Source organism: Niallia sp. FSL R7-0271 (assembly GCF_038005785.1).
In the GTDB taxonomy this organism is placed as follows: domain Bacteria; phylum Bacillota; class Bacilli; order Bacillales; family Cytobacillaceae; genus Niallia.
On record NZ_JBBOTZ010000002.1, the window covers coordinates 216,533 to 235,851 of the forward strand.

19 protein-coding genes are annotated in these 19,319 nt (G+C 36.0%); 3 read left to right on the plus strand and 16 right to left on the minus strand.

Annotation, left to right across the window (positions count from 1 at the left end; genetic code table 11):
- Positions 1–15 precede the first annotated feature (15 nt).
- The 7 genes from MKX82_RS21060 to ssuE form a co-directional block, all read right to left on the minus strand.
- The gene (locus MKX82_RS21060) at positions 16–2,022 is read right to left on the minus strand and encodes an ABC transporter ATP-binding protein (protein WP_341079887.1); all 2,007 of its coding nucleotides are present in this window, start codon (positions 2,020–2,022) and stop codon (positions 16–18) included.
- Positions 2,022–2,915, minus strand: coding sequence for an ABC transporter permease (locus MKX82_RS21065; RefSeq protein ID WP_245400082.1), 894 nt, complete (start codon positions 2,913–2,915; stop codon positions 2,022–2,024). The genes MKX82_RS21060 and MKX82_RS21065 overlap by 1 nt, the downstream gene beginning before the upstream one ends.
- 14 nt (positions 2,916–2,929) lie before the next feature.
- Positions 2,930–3,856, minus strand: coding sequence for an ABC transporter permease (locus tag MKX82_RS21070; protein WP_233316961.1), 927 nt, complete (start codon positions 3,854–3,856; stop codon positions 2,930–2,932).
- A 14-nt stretch (positions 3,857–3,870) separates the two neighbouring features.
- Positions 3,871–5,202, minus strand: a complete 1,332-nt coding sequence (locus MKX82_RS21075; protein ID WP_341079890.1) for an LLM class flavin-dependent oxidoreductase — start codon at positions 5,200–5,202, stop codon at positions 3,871–3,873.
- 64 nt (positions 5,203–5,266) lie between these two features.
- On the minus strand, positions 5,267–5,524 hold the full coding sequence (locus tag MKX82_RS21080) for a glutaredoxin family protein (protein WP_233316963.1): 258 nt from the start codon (positions 5,522–5,524) through the stop codon (positions 5,267–5,269).
- Positions 5,524–6,558: an LLM class flavin-dependent oxidoreductase gene (locus MKX82_RS21085; RefSeq protein WP_341079892.1), complete on the minus strand. Its 1,035-nt coding sequence runs from the start codon at positions 6,556–6,558 to the stop codon at positions 5,524–5,526. The genes MKX82_RS21080 and MKX82_RS21085 overlap by 1 nt, the downstream gene beginning before the upstream one ends.
- Positions 6,559–6,563: 5 nt before the next feature.
- Positions 6,564–7,094: an NADPH-dependent FMN reductase gene (gene ssuE, locus MKX82_RS21090; protein ID WP_341079894.1), complete on the minus strand. Its 531-nt coding sequence runs from the start codon at positions 7,092–7,094 to the stop codon at positions 6,564–6,566.
- A 149-nt stretch (positions 7,095–7,243) separates the two neighbouring features.
- Between ssuE and MKX82_RS21095 the strand changes: the two genes are divergently transcribed.
- Complete coding sequence (locus tag MKX82_RS21095; protein WP_341079895.1) at positions 7,244–8,146, plus strand: LysR family transcriptional regulator; 903 nt, start codon at positions 7,244–7,246, stop codon at positions 8,144–8,146.
- A gap of 36 nt (positions 8,147–8,182) precedes the next feature.
- On the opposite strand, the gene MKX82_RS21100 is transcribed toward MKX82_RS21095, so the two are convergent.
- The 6 genes from MKX82_RS21100 to MKX82_RS21125 form a co-directional block, all read right to left on the minus strand.
- Positions 8,183–8,659 carry a DMT family transporter gene (locus MKX82_RS21100; RefSeq protein WP_341081581.1) on the minus strand — a complete coding sequence of 159 codons (477 nt, stop codon included), beginning with the start codon at positions 8,657–8,659 and terminating at the stop codon, positions 8,183–8,185.
- Between the two features lie 8 nt (positions 8,660–8,667).
- A complete protein-coding gene (locus tag MKX82_RS21105; protein WP_341079898.1) occupies positions 8,668–9,369 on the minus strand; it encodes a Crp/Fnr family transcriptional regulator in 702 nt (233 codons plus the stop codon).
- Between the two features lie 15 nt (positions 9,370–9,384).
- A complete protein-coding gene (locus tag MKX82_RS21110) occupies positions 9,385–9,810 on the minus strand; it encodes a DMT family transporter (protein ID WP_341079900.1) in 426 nt (141 codons plus the stop codon).
- A 208-nt stretch (positions 9,811–10,018) separates the two neighbouring features.
- Positions 10,019–10,969, minus strand: coding sequence for a hypothetical protein (locus tag MKX82_RS21115; protein WP_233316969.1), 951 nt, complete (start codon positions 10,967–10,969; stop codon positions 10,019–10,021).
- Positions 10,970–12,111: 1,142 nt separating this feature from the next.
- Positions 12,112–13,548, minus strand: coding sequence for a cell division protein FtsZ (locus tag MKX82_RS21120; protein ID WP_233316970.1), 1,437 nt, complete (start codon positions 13,546–13,548; stop codon positions 12,112–12,114).
- Complete coding sequence (locus MKX82_RS21125; RefSeq protein WP_233316971.1) at positions 13,548–13,964, minus strand: hypothetical protein; 417 nt, start codon at positions 13,962–13,964, stop codon at positions 13,548–13,550. The genes MKX82_RS21120 and MKX82_RS21125 overlap by 1 nt, the downstream gene beginning before the upstream one ends.
- 1,126 nt (positions 13,965–15,090) lie before the next feature.
- Here MKX82_RS21125 and MKX82_RS21130 point away from each other — a divergent pair.
- The gene (locus MKX82_RS21130; RefSeq protein ID WP_233316972.1) at positions 15,091–15,516 is read left to right on the plus strand and encodes a hypothetical protein; all 426 of its coding nucleotides are present in this window, start codon (positions 15,091–15,093) and stop codon (positions 15,514–15,516) included.
- Positions 15,513–16,100, plus strand: a complete 588-nt coding sequence (locus MKX82_RS21135; RefSeq protein ID WP_341079903.1) for a hypothetical protein — start codon at positions 15,513–15,515, stop codon at positions 16,098–16,100. Before MKX82_RS21130 ends, MKX82_RS21135 begins: the two co-directional genes overlap by 4 nt.
- A gap of 278 nt (positions 16,101–16,378) precedes the next feature.
- Here the strand turns inward: MKX82_RS21135 and MKX82_RS21140 are convergent, their stop codons facing one another.
- From MKX82_RS21140 to MKX82_RS21150, 3 genes are all read right to left on the minus strand, one after another.
- On the minus strand, positions 16,379–16,687 hold the full coding sequence (locus MKX82_RS21140; RefSeq protein ID WP_233316974.1) for a hypothetical protein: 309 nt from the start codon (positions 16,685–16,687) through the stop codon (positions 16,379–16,381).
- A gap of 62 nt (positions 16,688–16,749) precedes the next feature.
- On the minus strand, positions 16,750–17,094 hold the full coding sequence (locus tag MKX82_RS21145) for a hypothetical protein (protein WP_237943371.1): 345 nt from the start codon (positions 17,092–17,094) through the stop codon (positions 16,750–16,752).
- 750 nt (positions 17,095–17,844) lie between these two features.
- A complete protein-coding gene (locus tag MKX82_RS21150; RefSeq protein ID WP_233316976.1) occupies positions 17,845–19,284 on the minus strand; it encodes a hypothetical protein in 1,440 nt (479 codons plus the stop codon).
- Positions 19,285–19,319 lie beyond the last annotated feature (35 nt).

Below are 19,319 nucleotides of genomic sequence, written 5' to 3' on the forward strand. Positions count from 1 at the left end.
CTCTTTTTATCTACTTTAAATAATCGCTAAAGGATAATGGCATGCTGTAAATCTATCTTTCTGTATTTCCGTTAACACCGGCTCTTCCATGGCACATTTCCTATTCGCAAACGGACATCTCGTACGGAACCGGCATCCTGACGGCGGATTTGCCGGCGAGGGAATCTCTCCTTTTGCTTCAAGCTTTTTCTTGCCCTTCCTATTTGGAATAGAGTCAATCAATGTCCTTGTATAAGGGTGGGCTGGCTTTTCGAAAATCTCCTTACTTGGTGCAATCTCCACAAGCTTTCCTAAATACATAACACCAATTCTGTCAGAAATATGCTGGACAACACCTAAATCATGGCCAATAAACAAATACGTCAAGCCCATTTTCTTCTGAAGATCTTGGAGTAAATTAATAATTTGAGCCTGTACGGAAACATCTAAAGCAGAAAGTGCTTCATCTGCGAGAATAAAGGATGGATTTAAGGCAATCGCTCTAGCAATTCCAATTCTTTGCCTCTGTCCGCCTGAAAACTCATGAGGATATCTTGCAGTCCATTCGCGCTTTAATCCGACCTTTTCCAGCAGCTCTTCTACTGTTTCTTGTATTTCCTCCTTGGAAAGCTTTAAATGCCACTTTAATGGCTCTGCAATAATCTCTCCTATTTTTAGACGAGAATTGACAGAACTATTGGGGTCTTGGAAAATCATCTGCATTTCTTTCCGATATTTGCCCATTTTTCGGCTGTTAAGTCCTGATAATGGATTACCATTATAGAGCACTTCCCCGCCAGACAGTTTTTCTAGCTGCAAAATGGCCCTTCCTAACGTCGATTTCCCGCTTCCAGATTCTCCAACAAGTCCAAAAGTCTCGCCTTTTTTAATGGAGAATGACACGTCATCTACTGCCTTGACTTGTTTTTTTGTAAATTTCAAACCACTTCCAAGCGGATAGTGCTTGCTGATTTGCTTAATATCCAACAAGATTTCCGGGTTATCGTTAGCCTTTTCCATAATGATGTCTTCTGCGAGCTTTTCCTCTTGTAGTTGATCACTTAAGCTCCATTCAGATTTTGTCACTAACTCCTCTGCATAGAAACAAGCAGAGTAACGGTCATTTACTATTTCAAGATTCGGTCTTACTCTTTTACATTTTTCCGTCGCAAATGGACAGCGGGGATGAAAAAGGCAGCCTTCTGGCAGGTCATTTAAACTCGGTATGCTACCTTCAATGGAATACAGCTTGCCAATACTTGCTGATATGCTCGGCATAGATTTCAGCAGCCCTCTAGTATAAGGATGATGCGGTGTTTGAAATAGCTGCGAAACAGTTGCATTCTCGACTATTTCTCCTGCATACATCACAACAATTCTGTCTGCGAGCTCGGCAGCAATCCCTAAATCATGAGTGATCAGCAGTAACCCCATATTAAATTCATCTTTTAATGATTTTAATAACTCGATAATTTGCTGTTGGATAGTGACATCCAATGCTGTAGTAGGCTCATCCGCTATAAGCAAATCAGGCTCACAAGATATCGCCATTGCAATCATAGCCCGCTGCAACATACCGCCTGAGAACTCATTCGGATACTGCTTCATTCGATACTCTGGCTCTGATATTCCCACTTTTTTCAGCAGTTCTATTCCTTTTTGCCAAGCTGCCTTCTGTGAAGTTTTTTGATGCTTTCTGATCATTTCCGTTATCTGATGGCCAATTGTGAAAACTGGATCAAAAGCAGACAAAGGTTCTTGAAAAATCATCGCGATTTTTTTCCCTCTAATAGACGTGAGCATCTTTTCATCACTGGTAGTAAGCTTGGTACCTTGAAAGGTTATATCTCCTTGTGAGATGATGCCATTCTCATACTCAATCAATCTCATAATGGCCTTTGATGTTATTGTTTTTCCGCTTCCTGATTCACCGACTAAACAGACAGACTCACCAGCCTTAATAGACAGGTTCAATTCAGACACAGCAGTAAGGAGCCCTGTTTTTGTTTTAAATTCTATATTTATCTTATTTACATCGAGCATTAGGCGTTTTCTCCTTTCTGCTGTTTCTTTGGATCAAGGAAATCACGGAGACTATCACCAATAATATTTGCTGACAATACAAAAGAAGTGATTGCAATACCAGGAAATGTAGCAATCCACCAAGCGGCTGCTAAGTAGCCTCTGCCTTGTGACAGCAGTGTTCCCCAGTCGGGAACCTCTTGGACGATTCCTAATCCTAAAAAGCTTAGCCCTGCTCCCAAAAGAATGGAGGACCCTAGCCCATTAGTCGCCATAACTAACAGCGGGGAGTAAGCATTAGGCAAAATGTGGCGAAAAAAAATGACAAGATCGCTTACCCCGATTGATTTTGAAGCAATGACAAAATTCCTCCTTTTTAATGTGAGAATTTGTCCCCGCATCAATCTTGCATAGCCAGGCACTGCCGAGATCGATATGGCGAGAATAATATTCATCAAACTCGGTCCCAATGCTGCGGCAAAGGCAAGAGAAAGCAGCATTCCTGGAATTGTCATTAAAATATCAATAATTCTCATGAAAATAAGGTCGATCATCCCTCCAGCATATCCAGCTACAGACCCGATGAGCATTCCGATAGTAGCTGCCACAATAACGGACAAAATACCGATAATGAGAGATGTCCTGCTTCCAAAGACAATCAAGCTGAAAACATCCCGGCCAAAGTAGTCTGTACCGAGAATATGAGTGGCCGAAGGTGCTTGCATAATTGCATCTGTAAACATTTTTGTGGGGGCATAAGGTGCTACCCACTGTGGAAATACTGCACAAACCAATAAGAAAAAAATAATACTTCCGGCCACATAGATAAAAACATGCTCGGGGTGGAAAATTCGTTTTTTCTTTTTAACTACAGTCGTTTTTTTGATTTGCCCAGCTAATACCGTTTCTTTCAAGTGAGTCACACCTCCTAAAATGATTTTCGGACACGAGGATCAATAACTGAATATAAGATGTCCACAATAAAATTTATTAATATATAAACAATCGCAGAAAAAAACACTACCCCTTGGACAACTGGCAAATCCTTTGCCGTAATGGCATCTGCCACAAGCCTTCCGATGCCTTGACGGGAAAATACCGTTTCAATCACTACCGCCCCGCCCAGCATATCACCGATCATCATTCCTATAATTGTAATCGATGGAATTAGAGCATTCCTTAAAGCGTGTTTATACATAACCACCTTTTCTGATAACCCCTTCGACCTTAATGTCAGGATGTATTGCTCAGTCATCACCTCAAGCATACTGTTCCTTACCATACGGACGATTGCACCAGAACCTACAAGTCCAAGTGCGATAGAAGGAAGTACTAATGTAATCCAACCGTCAGATCCTATGGAAGGAAACCAGCCTAAGGTCACGGAGAATATGAGAATTAGTAAGATGCCTGACCAGAAGGTTGGCATAGAAATGCCAAAAAGTCCGATTAATCTTGCAACATAATCAATCACGGTGTTATGGTGGATTGCTGAAAAAACACCTAAAGTAATGCCGAACACGATAGATAGAATCGCACTAACAACAGTTAAAGCAATGGTTGCGGGAAACTGTGTAATAATTTTGGATAACACGGGTGAATGATTAACAATGGAGTTCCCGAAATCTCCTCGCAAAATATTATTTAAATATTCAAAAAACTGAGTGTGGAAAGGTAAATCCAGACCTAGCTCTTTCCGTAAATTAGCTGCCATCTCAGGAGTGGCACCTGTCCCCTCAAGCATTTGATCGACTGCATCTCCTGGGAGGGAATAATTAATGATAAATACTAAAAACAAAGATCCTAACAAGACAAAAACAGCAGCAATCATTCTGTTAACGATAAATTTCCCCATAAACGCTACCTGTTTTACACTTCTAAAGCTTTATTGCTTTTTAGACTGTGCTGATTAATCGGCTTTTTTAGGCCTAAATGATCTCTTAATGTGCTGCCTGAATATTCTTCCTCATAAATGCCTCTTGCTTGAAGAATTGGCACAACTTTTTCTACAAACACTTTAAATTGGCTTGGAATCTCAGAGTTGATGATAAAGCCGTCTGCACCGCCGCTTTCAAACCAGCTCTGAATCTTATCTGCCACAATTTCAGGAGTGCCGATAAAGGTGCTTCTTGGAACGGCAACCTGCTGAGCCACTTGGCGTAGTGTCAGCTTATTTTCCTTTGCCATTCTTTTTATTTTGTCTGTTGTGCTCTGAAAAGCTTCCTTGCCTATATCCCCTATATCCGGAAATGGTTCATCCAGCGGAAAAACACTGAAGTCAAATTGGTCAAAAAACCTTCCAAGATACGTAATCGCATTATCAATCGGCACTAAGCTGATAAAATCCTCATATATCTTATTTGCTTCCTCTACTGTGTCAGCTACAATAGGACTGATTCCAGGGAATATTAAAATATCATCATGACTGCGACCATTTTCAGCAGCCTTCGTTTTTACATCATGATAAAACGCAATAGCTTCTTCTAACGTTTCGTGACCTGTGAAAATCGCATCTGCTGACTCCGCCGCAAATTTTTTGCCCCTTTCAGATGATCCAGCCTGAAATATAACAGGATATCCTTGCGGTGATCTTTCCAAATTCAAAGGTCCTTTAACGGAAAAGAACTCTCCTTCATGATTTAACGCATGCATTTTTTCTTTATCAAAAAATTCTCCAGTGTCCTTATTTCTGACAAATGCACCGTCTTCCCAAGAATCCCATAGTCCTTTAACTACAGTGAGATGTTCAGATGCTTTTTTATAGCGCTCCTCATGGGAAGGAAGCTCTGTCTCATTGAAATTTTGAGCTGCTCCAGCTGATGGAGATGTTACAACATTCCAGCCTGCTCTTCCTGCACTTATATGGTCTAATGATAGAAACTGTCTGGCGACATTAAAAGGCTGGCTATAGGAAGTGGAAAGTGTCCCGACAATCCCTATCCTTTCTGTAGCACCTGCTATTGCAGTCAGTAAAGTAATCGGCTCAAACCTGTTTAAGAAATGAGGCAGTGACTTTTCATTGATAGACAGTCCGTCAGCCACAAAAATGAAGCTGAAATTTGCTTTTTCTGCAAGCCTTGCTCGTTCTTTATAGAACGGTAAACTAACACTTGCATCTGCAGGAACAGATGGGTGACGCCATCCATCTGTTGTCCCGCCAATTCCATGAATCATTGCACCAAACTTTATTTTCTTCACCATGTTTTAGCCACCTTCCACAAATTTTTATTATTCCAATGAAAATAGTCAACTTTAAATTAAAAAATTAAGCTAATGCTTCTTTTAATGCTTCCAGGTCTACTTTAAAAACGGCTTTATATTCTGCAGAATCCCCGTCACTTACCTCTACTACCGGTACATAGCGAATACCATATTTAACTTCAAGCACATCTCTTAAAGAATCATTTTCTGTCACATCAATTGTTGAATACTCAAAATTATTATCTGATAAGTAAGATTTGACTTGTTCACAATAACTACATCCAACTTTGCTCCACACTACCACTTTTTTATTTTGACTCATTATATTCCCACTCCTTCATTTTCTTTTTCTATGTGAATACTCTCTTCTGCAAATGCCTCACTTAATAGCTTATAAGAACTTAACCTGTCATTAATGTCCACAATTGGTGATAAGGAAATGATTTCATCGATTTCATGCTCTTTAGCCAGACTGCTAAGAGCATCCCTGACACTTTCCTTCGAACCTGCAACATAACCCGCTTTTTGAACGATAAGCTGATAATCTGTTTCTTCATACTGGCTGATTACCTTTTCCGCCTGCTCCAAAGAACCTACATTTAACTTCTTCCCATCTGCCAGTATTACCTTGACAGACTCTCTTTGCTTAATAAAGGAATCAGCTTTTTCATCAGTTTCAGCAACAGCTACTGTCAATGCCACTATAAATTGCCCACCACCAGCACCAGCCGGTGAAAACTGCTTAAACCGTTCTCTTGCTTCTTTTAGAACATTTTGCTCTCCATTTATAAAGTAAGCAAACACAAAGGATATTCCAAGTTTTGCAGCCAGTTCTGCACTTTCTGCACTTCCTCCAAGAAGTATAAGATCTGGTCTCACCCTTGGAGTAGGAGCAGCCACTAAATCTAAGTCACGCTCCTTATGGTAAATATATTGCTTTAAATCAGCCAGTTTTTCTTCAAAAGACTTTTGGGCTTCTACTTTGTCTTCCTGCAGTGCTTTTGTAGATAAGTTTAAGCCACCTGGTGCTTTGCCCACACCAAGATCGACTCTTCCTGGAGCGAGCGATGAGAGCACATGAAACACTTCGGCAACTTTATATGGGCTGTAATGCTGTAGCATTATGCCCCCAGAACCGACTCTAATATTTTTAGTAGTTGCCAGCAGAAAGCCGATTAAGCTTTCTGGTGCAGACCCAGCTAATTGACCGTTATTATGATGCTCTGAAACCCAAAAACGATGATAGCCCAACTGATCAGCTGCCTGTGCTAACCTCACCGTATTTTGGAGCCCCTGTTCTGCTGTTTCTCCTTCACCAACAGGACTCTGATCAAGAATGCTTAATTTAAATGCCATATTTTTCACCTCACGATTGATTTAACAAATTGGGATAATGATTCATTTAATCTTGATATTGTTTCATCTGCCAGCGTATAAGTATTATCATCCTGCTTTGTCACTTGTGTATCCTGTATATAGACACCGCCATTTATATTTGTTGTTCCTAAGTTGATCAGCACCGGTTTAAGCACATAATCGATCACTAATAGATGACCGTATGTACCTCCTAAAGCTAGTGGGAGCACTGCCTTGTCTTTTAAAGCCTTCTGTGGCAGAAGGTCAATATATGTTTTCAAAATACCAGAGTATGCTGCCTTATACACTGGGGTTAGAAAGATCACACCATCACTCTTTTCAATTAATTGATTTACCTCTTGAATTTTCTCATTTTTGAAATCGGCCTTGATTAATGCTTCACTTGGAAGCTGATGAACTTGAATAATTTCAACATCAATACTGTTGCTTTTCAAAAATTCCTCTGCATAATTCAATATGCCTGTTAAACGAGAGTGAATAGAATTCCCACCAGCTACGATTGTAATTGTCGGCATTTTACTTCCCCTTTCGAAATTCCCTCTAAACCACTTGGATTAGTTGATAATATAGATTATAATAAAGCAAATAATTCAGAAAGTATAATCAGTAAAATTAATGCTGGGATTCAGAATTACTAAATTTATAACTTAAAGAGGTGTTTAACATGGAGATTCGTGCAATCTGCACATTCACGACAATTGTAAAATATGGAAACTTTTTAAAGGCAGCAGAAGCATTAAATTATTCGCAGCCAACAATTACACTTCATATTAAACATCTGGAGGAAGAAGTCGGCGAAAAACTGCTAGAGCGAGGCAAAACATTAAAAATGACAGAAGCTGGCCGGCTGTTTTATGAACGCGCCAATGCTTTATTAAGAGAGTATGATCGTCTTGATAAAACATTGCAGGACTTGGAAGGCGGTTTGGCAGGTTTAATTCGCATTGGTGTTTCAGAGCCTACAGCAAGTCTTGAACTCCCAGCCATTATCGCTGATTTTGTTGAAAAGTTTCCAAAAGTAGAAATTTCTCTTCATGTTGCTGATGCCAATACATTAAGTACAATGCTTTATCAAGACGAGATTGATTTTGCCATTTGCGGAGCACCGGAAGTTTCGATGGAGAATGTATTTAAACCGTTATATTATGATGACATTGTTTTGCTAGTTTCTGAGTCGCATCCGCTTACTGAAAAGGGAATAGCAGAAGTGGAGGATTTACTGGAGGAGACCATTCTATTTACACCTCATAATTGCCCGATAAGAATAAAAATTGAACAAACAATTTTAGAGAAAATCGGTACAAATTATAAAAAGCTTGAGATTTCGAGCAGTATGGCACACAAGCATTATGTTCAGGCTGGCCTAGGGATATCTCTTTTTACCCGTACAGCTCATTCCTTCCCCTTTCCTGGCACAAAAGTATTAGAGATTAATGGGATAGACGCTGCACCTGTAATCGGGCTATTACGAAGAACAAACAATTTAAACGGCAAAGCCTCCACACATTTATTATCATTAATTGAAGAAGCCTTCTTGAAGAAGAATATATTGCAAAAAAATGTTTAAACTTATTACAAAATAAAAAAGGGCTATCAAGCCCTTTTAACCTGCTTTCTTTAACACTCCAGAAACGTTACCTTTCTTGCTGTCGCCTAACTTAAACATTAAAATACCGCCAATAATAATCAATACCCCTAGCTGCTGTTTAAAGGTGAATGGAATAGGCTCTGTACCGAACCAGCCAAAAGTATCAGATAATACAGCAAAACCGAGTTGTGCAAACATCACTATTGCAATAGCGTATGTTGGCCCAAGCAGCTTTACTCCTTTCGTTACACAATAAACGACACCGACACCAATAAAGCCGCTAAATAAATACCATAGCTCCATATTAGAAAAGTCAAAAAGGCTTTTCCCTTCCACAGCTAAACCAATGAAGAACGATGCAGCAAATCCCATTCCAAGAACTAATGTCGTAGTTGTCCATGAGCCAGCTTTCACCATCACTTTGTTATTAAAAATATTTTGCACTCCAACAAGCGCTCCTGCCATAATAGCCAGTATCATTCCCAGCATAATATTCCTCCTTATTGTTCGTAAATATTATCCTTTGCCATCTTCATAAGTCCAGCACTGTCTTTAATCGTAATAACACCTTTCTTTTTCTCTATTAACCCGTCCAAACAGAATTGTTTTATTACCCGATTCACATGCCGATAGCTTGTGCCGATGAAGTTAGCTACATCCTTTAAATCAAGCCAATCCAGTTTTTCAGCTACTGTATGTTCTTTCGTTGTTGAAACAGAAAGTAAATAGCTAGCCAGTCTGACTTCAACTGGGTACATTAAATTAAAACTCATCGTCGTGGACTTTCTGTAAAATTTATGAGATATAATATTGAGCAGAAACTGAAGAAATTCAGCATCGTTATAACCATATCTTTTAAGCCATTCAAAACTGATTCCAACCATCATTACACTATCCGACACAGCCTCTACAGTATTGAGTAGTTCTGCTCCATTTACGAACTCTACATCACCTATAATCTCTAGCGGCTGCTTGAAGGACAAAATAAGTATTTTACCATCCAAGGAAGTTGTATATACTTTAATCTTGCCGCTAACTAGCACGTAAAGGAAATGTGCTGATTCTCCTTGTGTACAAATTGTTTCCCCTTGCTCAAATTCACATAACAGAGCATGCTTTATTAAATGCTCATTAAAAACGGCTGTTAATCCATATTGCTCCAAAAAAGAATTTAGCTTTACATCATCTTTCCATTCCTTCATTCATACTCCCGCCAGTCACAGTTTTAATAACAATACTCCACCTATCATCATCGCAATTCCTATAAAATCAGCAGCTCTTAATTTACGCTTCTCTATTCCAAACCAGCCATTTATGTCTATTATAAATGTTAGCAAAAGCTGGGATATGAGAACAAATGATACAGTAAATGTAACACCAATATGCTTTATTGCTTCCATATTACTAAACAGGATTATCGCTGCAAATGCTCCCCCAAACCAATAGATAGGCTTAACATTTCCAACACTTTTCCAATTTATATCTTTAGAAAAATAAAGAATTATTAAAGCCAGCACAAATCCAGAGAACTGAGTTAAACTGGCTGTTTGCCAAATACCAATATCCTCCCGTATATGGGCATTTGCTATATTCTGAATTGTAATAAAAACACCGCCAAGTAACGCAAAAAGAATACCCTTCATCTTATCCTTCCACCCTTCTTCCTCTATTAAATAGAAAAACAAGTAAGTTAGAAAGGACATATGTCCCTTTTTAAAATATACGTTCGACTGCAGTCATATACAGTTATATCCACCCATATATATTTCAAAAGAACATAAAAAAACCCAGCATCGCATCAGGAGAGATATCCCTCTCTCCAAGCACAATGTCTGGGTAACTAATTTAACATTATTCAACCGTTTCAAGATCGGCAGCAGCCTCTATCATTCTGCCACTGTTGCTGTCAGAAAGCATATATTTTTGCTGTTCTGTAAGAACTAACAGTTTCTTTTCATCTTCAGTCAACTTCGTAACTAAAGATTCCCTTTTTTCACTGTATGCTTGTATATCTGATTTCAGCTGCGCTATTTGGTCTTTTATAGCATCCATCCGTTTTTCCTTTAGCTGCTTATCTACTTCATCTGTGATTAAGGGCTCATCATCACTTTCCTTTTTAAACAAGGAAAATATCGAGGTCTTTTGTTTTTTCCTTAATGAGGCAACCATAATATGATTCTGCCGATCTAGTAAATAATCCTGATAGGCAGATGATTCTAATTGCTTAATTTCCTGATTACTTTCACTCATTTCTCTTTCAAGCTGGGTAATTTCATATTTCAGCTGATTTACGGAACGATCCATCGAAAGGATTTCAAGCAGCAAGTTTTGATAGTTCATATTACTGTTATATAAATAATTTACTGCCTCTTTAAAGTTAGAAATTTGTTCAAGCAAAGCATCGTTTGAACTCTTTCTATTGGATTCAAATGTAGGCTCGGCACCTAATTCCACCAACAGCTGGTTTGTTGTCATCCCTACTTTTTCCATTAATAATGAAATAAGGTGAATCCTAAATATAGTTATGTAATTCAGGCGATAGTACCTACCGTGCTTTTGCGGTTTAATGTATATGTCAGAAAGTTCACTCCGTAAATAATGCCTAATAGTGGCATCATCTCTGCCTATAAATTCGCTAGCCTTAATCGCTACATAATGAGTATCTGGATTAATGGATAAGATTGAATCTGTCCAAATATCCTCTTCAGAAGTATGGGATAATGCTAGATTATAAATTTGGTCAAATTGAAATTCTTCTAGTAATAATTCCTTTAATTCCTCACGTTGATGTTTATCTTCCACTTTGCTCACCTCCAGTTGCTCAAAAAAAACCACTTTATTTGATTTTACACTTAGTTTCTAAAAAAATCAAAGCTTGTAAACGGTATTTTTACGGTTCGTTTACGAATTTTCTCTTTATAAATCTATATAATTGCAACGTTGTATTTACGTTGAAGAGAAGTTGTTTATCGAACTGGAAAACATAAACACCTCAATTCATTTCGTAAATAAACATAATATTTACGACATTGACCAACTATAAAAATCAAAACACGTCGTAAACCCTTGCTTTACGAACCACTTACGAAAATAACTTAGTTATCAACGTATATTATTTACGTAATTCGTACGTAAAGTAGTTCATTCAACGATACTTCAATCTCATCAACCACTATTCAATTTACGTAAATATAACTTAGTTTTTACATAAAGATTCTTTTTACGAGATGTTTACGAATTATAAAATGACTTACACTTCGTCAATTTACGTTAGCTGTACGATGGTATGCTTTTATATTTACATACTAGTTACGTAATTAAATTTTGGATTTATTATCATTTACGTAAACAAATACATTGGATTTACATAAAATACACTCTTACGAATCATCTACGATTTAAGTTATTGTAAATACATACGGTATTTATAGAATAATTACGTAAACGCAATATAGTTTCCAAATAAAGCTATATAAATATAATATTATTTTTACGTAGTTTTACATATATAGTTTTCTGCTTTTTATGTAAATTATAGATTTACCTATCATTTACGATGGATTTTATATATAAAGATCGTTAAAATCACATAAATATGAAGTTTTCTAATAGACAATTAAGCGAAGTTTTACGTATATGCACGAATGAAAAAACGGTATTTAAGCAGTCATTTATATAAAAATATATACATTTACATAAATGGATTCATTTATGAATCGTTTACATTACAAAAAATACACCTACTAATACTCAATTAGGGGCAATATTGGTGGAAAAACAGCGAAAAGGGGCCTTACCAAGAAGTTTTAATAGGATAAACCTAATTAAATTCCTGTAAAACAAAAAAACTTCAGGCTTTATACCTGAAGTTTTCTTAGAAAAGCCCAAATCCCAGTCTAAATGTACGATAGGAAAGGGGAATTCAATAGCTTTTACCTTTAAAATTAGTCATCTAGCAGACTTAAATCGATATCATCTAAATCTATATCACTGTCAGTATCGTTTTTATCAGCCGGTTTTTCATTACTCATAAATTCTGCTAAGCCTAATTCTTCAAAATCAAGATCAAAATCTTCATCATCATTGGCAGCAGCGATTGAGCTGATTACTGACTGCTGGTAGCTTACTTCCTGCTGTCTTGCTTTAAAATCTTCATATTCCTTTACTAAACCTTTAGCTAAGCGTTCTGGAAGGGCATCAGCTTTAAAGAACGTATAAACACTCGTTGAAAAGTTGTTTTTTTCCTCCAAATATCCACTAAAAACTGTACCGTTTAACGGAAGTTTTTCAATAATTTCTTCTCTGGCATCATCAATAAAAGAACTGCCAATATCATTGGATTTATCGAGGATTGCAAGCAGTCCAATATGATGAATTCTTGCTGATGTATTCGTTTCTTTATCAAACAGCTGTATAGGCTGATGTAAATTACTGCTCTCGATCGCTTCTTTAAACATTGCAGTAACATCATGACCATTTCTCACCGAATTGCTCGGCTTAGAAAATCTGCTGATAACAAGTGATCCTGTATGCTCCAGTACAACCCGTCTAAAGTCAGCACTATCAAAAGTGACCGCTGTTCCGCCGCCAGTAGTAGCAGTGTTCAATTCATGGAAAATCTCTGCGATTTCATTGTTTGCATAGTCTCTGTAGTTATCAATACCATTTCTGCTGTTTTCAGGCAGCTGTTTAAACTCATCATAAAAATGCTGATTGTCTGCAAAAACTACAAAAGCAACGCCTTTATTAGGGTTTTTTGCGATATCCCAAATCTGTTGAGCAAAATTATTTACTTGTCGAAGGGCATCGGGACCATCCGCACGTGTAGGTATTGTCACAACAACACCAATCTTAATGAATTTTCTTCTTGCTCTAATAGAAGCTTCTTTTAAGTATTTCTTGGCATTTGCCTTTACTTCAGCATCACCGATTTCCTGACGAATTAGATTAAATTCTTCTATGATTTTCGGTTTGTTGTTGTAATCATAAAACTCCTCAATTGCTTTAACGATAGTAGAAGTGCCTGTTCCGCCGCCAAGACCAGCGAAGAACATAACTAGATCATCCTGCGGTCTGATTCTTTCTTGTATAAAGGACTTCAGCTTTTCCTTCGCTTTTTCATTTTTCTCTAATATATGTACAGCTTCTTCTGGGTTTTTGCCTAATCCGCCAAGCTCCAGGCTTACTCTGTTATTTGTAGATATGTTTTTTAAACCGGCTAAATCACCATCATTGCTGTTTAAAGCGATGCAATTGTAAACAGATGTATTATCCTCTCTTTTAAAAGCAGCAAAACGGTCTGCCATCCTTGTTCCGGCTTGTCCAAATCCCACCATAGTGATATTTATTGCCGGCTGGTTCTTAGTGAATGTTTTTGCCATTATTTACGCAGCTCCTTGTCCTTCGATTTATTCTCGACTAGTTTGGCTATAAGCTGTTTTCCTCGATTTGTAAGAAACAGAAACTTATAGGGCTTAATTGCTTCATGATATATAAGCGACATAAACATAAGCTTATCTACCATTTTTTCAACATTTTTACGTTCAATGTTCGTAAATACTTCCTCATATACGTACTTGTTTTTGCCAACAGTTTTCCTGACAAGACGTTCAACTTTTACATTTTCAATTATATGACTTATAGACACACCTCGTTCTTTATTTCTTTGCTCCTCAATAGCTATGTACTGGAACACTTTAAGTAAGCTGGGGTCTTGGCCAATAATATCAATGAACATTGCCAGTACCTCATCACTAAACTTAACATGCTTATGTAACTCATGAAGGTTATGATCCAAGAATCTTCCTCCTAACATATTACTTATAAACTCTATAATAACTAATTATAGTCTCTAATACAAGTGTCTATATAGCATATTTATAGGTGTATTTTTAACTATATATCTATAAAAGTCCTATAATATAGGCGTTTGTTTATAGTGTCTATATAAAGACACCATATAGTGATATTCGTTATTTTTATAGCTTTTTCGAATAGAAAAAACACCATAAATCTCTAAAATACCGATAATCATGCAAAAACAATTGATTTTTCATGTTTTTTTAATTGTTTTTTAGTTGTATTTTTTCATATTTAGTTATAATAGTCTCTTTATATAGTGACCATAATTAAATCCTTATATAGCAAATGATTAGATGTAATTATTTTTTTATAAATTAGTATAGACACTATATAAGCCCACTTTATATAGTGGGCTTATATAGTGTCTATAAATTCAAATTTATAGGAATATTTTTAGTTAAGTTCTTAGTCAAAACGTTCCCAGCTATTTAAAAACCAAGTTTTTTATTTACAAGGATCATTCGTTCAAATCCCCTTTTCTACGTAAAAACAAGATTGTTTTGACAAGACTACTTCATTACTGAAGATAGTATGTACGTAAATAGCATGTTATTAACTTCGTTTTTTACGTAAAACCAACTTTTACATTCTATTTACGACGATATTTTCAAGGTGTTTATATTAGGCTATGAAGGTTTGAATGATTATATTCCACCTTATTTGCTTCTTCTAATTGTTGGTATTTTTTAAGCTATTTAGTTATCGTAATGACGTAAATTGTACGCTGATTTATAGTAGTCATTACATCTATGTATTACCTTTGAACATAAATACTAAATTTATTTTACGATTCCTTTTTTTACTGTTTTAGATTTTTTTGCTAACTCAGCTAACTTTCTCAATTTATCATTTTCAATTCCTGTATTTTTTCCTTTTCCAGAAGCCATATTATTTACCTCCTAATCGATAGTAATATCGTATGATCATAGTTTGTCCAAAAAACTTAAAGTTTATACGTTCTATATTCATAGACCTCTTCATAGTCTAGAACTATAACATTCTGACAATTTGACACTAAGATAAATGAAATAAAAGACAAAAGGGAGGAAGAGAGGGAGAAGATGGAACCAATCAATCCGATATTTACGAATAAAACAAGCAGATCTATATTAGAAACAAAAAAAGAAATAGTTCGGAAAAAACCGATTACGAAGATGGAAGGAAGAAAAGAGAGAAGCGATAAAAAAAAGGATGTGAAAATCCCTTTTAATCCACAAGAACGGAGACTACTGAAAATATTAGCCAAAAAAATGGGACTTGATCCGACTCCTTATTGTTCCATATTAGTAAAGAAGGGACTCCAGGAATTTAAAGATTTCCCTATACGTCCTTATGATCCAAAAGGACAACCATATCCAGCTAAGTTAGAAAAGGTTTATCATGATCAACTTTTTGAAATGAAGGTAAGATGGGACTGCAGCTTGAAAGAGGCAGCATATCGAATACTTGCATTTATGCTCGAAGAAGAGGTGAAAAGGAACAGGTGAAAAAAAGCAGATTTCCTATTTACGATGATGAAATACGGGAGCTTTCCTATAGTCCCTATAATTTATTTGATAAATGGTTCATGAAAGCTACGAGAAAGTTAACGACACCAACATTGTTGTCTTATACTTTTTACGTACCTGTTTCCGAATATTTACGTGGAGAGCTCTTCTGTGATGATGTTTCTGAAGCTGCCAATGAGAAATTCACTCATATTGATTTAGTAACATTACTGTTGGATGATTTTTTATACCAAGCAAAAAAGAGAAGCAATCCTGTCGAGCTTTATCATGAACTGACAGCGCGCTCTCAAAATGCCATAAAGGTTAACTCCTATCAAGAGGAAGAAAGTGAAATATTGATTCCTGTAAATTCCCCAAAAAAGAAAATGATAAAATGCTTAATCAATCGAAAACAAGCTTTGAGGCTAGAGGTAATGCTAAGTGATATTGCAGAGTTGAATATGGAGTATAGCTTTGAGGTGAAAGATGTGCTTAGAATGTTATACAGTGATTTCATACTACAGTATAAAAACGGAAATTTATCCAATGTTGTAGACAATATTATTTTAAGACTGTCCCAATAATAGAAATGGCTATATGGCTTTTGAGGAGGCAGCCATATAGCCATTTTATCTATTAAGAAGTAAATGCTACTTGAACAGTTTCAGCAATACATTTTGTAATTTCCGCTCCATATCCGAACCCCAATTTCTTATATGTACTTCACAAGGCTTGTGACGGCACTACAAGCCTTGTTAGTTAATATGCTAAGTTAGACTCTCATTTGAGGTTTTTTAGTGATTAGAATAGAAACAGAAGGGACTTCATTTAAGAGAGACCTTAAGAGTTAGATAATTTCTTTCTAATTATCCTTCAAAGGACCAAAAAATCGTAATCCAGGAATATGCTTTTTTTGTTTCTTTGTTAATTTTTCTAAGTTTTTTATCGCTTCTTCAAATTCGAAACGGGTAATTTGCTTTGTGGCCAGTAATGAGGACAACAGTGCATAAGCAATAGGTTTTGTATCTATCTCAATATTTACATATACATCGACATCTGAATTGCCGCTTTGGCCGATTTGTGCGTTGTTCGTATCAAGTTCAGCATTCCCGTTATTACGAAACTGATAGATATTGTTTTCCTTATCTATTTGTCTGCGATGGGGAGACATGAACAACTCTCCTTACATAAAAATGGGCGAGACATGGTTATACCGTGCTCGCCTTCGTTGTATTATTCTTGGTCTTGGTCATTATCTTGGTTGTTGTCTTGATCTTGTTCTGTGTCTGCATTTGCTCTGGAACGAGAGCGTACACGAGCATTTGAATCTGAATCTACGTCGATTTTCAAATCAATCTTCGCATTACCAGAGTCTTTTACCTTTGCAATATTAGTATTTTTATCAACATTCTTTAAATCATTGCGGTTATCAACATCAGTATCATTTCTTAAGTCATTATCAGATTCAAAATCTACATTAGCATCGGAGCGGCTATCACTGTCACCTGAACGTGAATTTGATTTATTTCTTTGATTATTATCACCATTTCTTCCACCTGGAAACCAAACATTACTCATTAAAATTCCTCCTTAACCTTATTTAATTTTATTTTATGCATAAATTAAAAAGTGTAATAGATTAATATAATAGGGAAAGAATGGATTTTTTAGATTTATTAGTATTCATAAAGTATATCCATGTATGTTGGAAACTTTTTTGTTTGAAATAGGAATAATTGAATGCTAGACGAATATACTATAAGTAGACGTTTTGCTATAGTTAAATGCCAATTACTAAGAAATAGCGATTTTCATAATATATAGCAAAAAATGGGTGGTAAGCTTTATTTCCTTATTTTAGATAACTATTTAGAATAATATTTAGGACATTAATTAGAACAATAACTTAGAACCATTAACAAAAATCCTCAACAAACCTTCCTATTATCCAATTTTCTAAAACCAAAAAAAGCAGTAAAATGCCAGTCACAAGTAAAGTTTTTAGATAAACAGACAAAAAATCCTCGCTAACAGAAAAAATTATCTTTCCACAAGTTAACAATAACCAATAACAAATTAAATAAATTAAATCACATTGTAATAAAGCAAATAACAATAAATAAAAAACTAATAACAAATATTAAATTACAATTCACAGCCTTAAAAAAGGGCAAAAAAAATAGAGTTTTTACAATATATGGTTTTTTTAGTAGTTGAAAAGTTTAATGAAGGGGAATAAATGTTGGAATAAAAAGGATGATGATAAATTAGTATTTTTGTGGGCAGCACAAGATCCACTCGCCTAATAGCCAGTGTTTGCCTGTGTCGTTATAGTGGTTTTAAAATTTTTTCGGTATGTATCGCAAAAAAGGAAGCTAAAGAATCTTTAGCAGTTGTTATGGATTTAATGCGTTCATCCTTTTCAATAGCTTTGTTTCCATATGTTATACATTGGTTTATTAGCTTGTTAATTTGCTCGTAAGACTGCTCCTTTAATGTTTGGATATGATTCTTCGCCGCTTCTGCATCACTCCAGCCTCGTTTTTGCTTTATTTCCTGCTTTTTATCTTCATCTTTTGAAGATATCAGTACTTGTGAATCCTCTATAATTGATTTTGTACGGGCAATAACCCAGTTCTCAGACCAACTTTTTAGAACATCAAAGATATGATTTGCCTTTTCAAAGCGCTGTTTAATTGGTTTAATTTGATCTTCAATCCCAACATGCATAATATCTCTGCCGGTTTCTTTTTCTACAATTGTTTTATGTAAATAATGATTGTCTAGAAGGGATTTAATGCTCTCTGCCTGATGACCGTATTTACCCATCTCATTAATAAGCACATTGTATATAATCGTGCTGAAATAAGCTGAAGCCTGTTTTGGATCAGTCAAAAAATGAGTATTCGAAGGAAGAGCTGTTGCCAGCTGCTCAATTGCTGTATCGTAGATAAATCGAGCTAATGAAAGTATCTCATCTTTAGCATCAGTAATAACCCTCTGTTTAGCGATTATTTTTTCATTGCTAAATAGAGAGTTATATAAATATTTGCCTACACTTTCGATTTCCATGCAAAAACTGTCATTAAGGTAGCCATGATAGCCTGCTTGGAACATTTTTTTGCGCAAAAGCGTTCTTTCTGTGTAATTGCTGGCAAATTCATTTAAAGTTCCTTGTACAAATTCAAACGATACAGCAAGCTTTCGTGTGTAAATATTACCCACTAATTGAACTTTAACTGTATCGGCAATTTTAGAGTTGTTGATTTCACTAATCGCTTCGTAAAGACGGCCCTTTGTAAAGTAAGGATGACCATATGTATACTTAGAAGGCACAATATCATGATAATCGAACATCACGGATTCAGCTTTTTGCACAGACATGCGAAAAGCTGCCATCAAAAGCAATCTTTTAGAATTGATTGATAGATTCTGGAAGGACTCTTCATAAAAGAAGGAATATTTTTTACAATAACGATCAGTTTTGCTGTTAAATCCTAGATTCCTTGAAAGGCCGCGCTTAAATTTATATTTCACTCCTTCTGATGTTTCCACAGGAATATAAATATTGCCCCGTTTAAAGGAAGTGAATTTTTTAATAATCTGCTTTAAGTATTTCTTTTTTGTACCGGCTTTAGCTGCAATAACAGAAGCTGGTGCCTGGATTATTCCGTCCCAATCCGTATGAAGAAGGGAATATAGACAGACGTCAAATTCCTTTGATGAAACATTATGTAATAAATATTGATACGTTTCCTCGTATATCACTGGTTCTAACCTCCTTTCTGAAACGATAGAAAAAA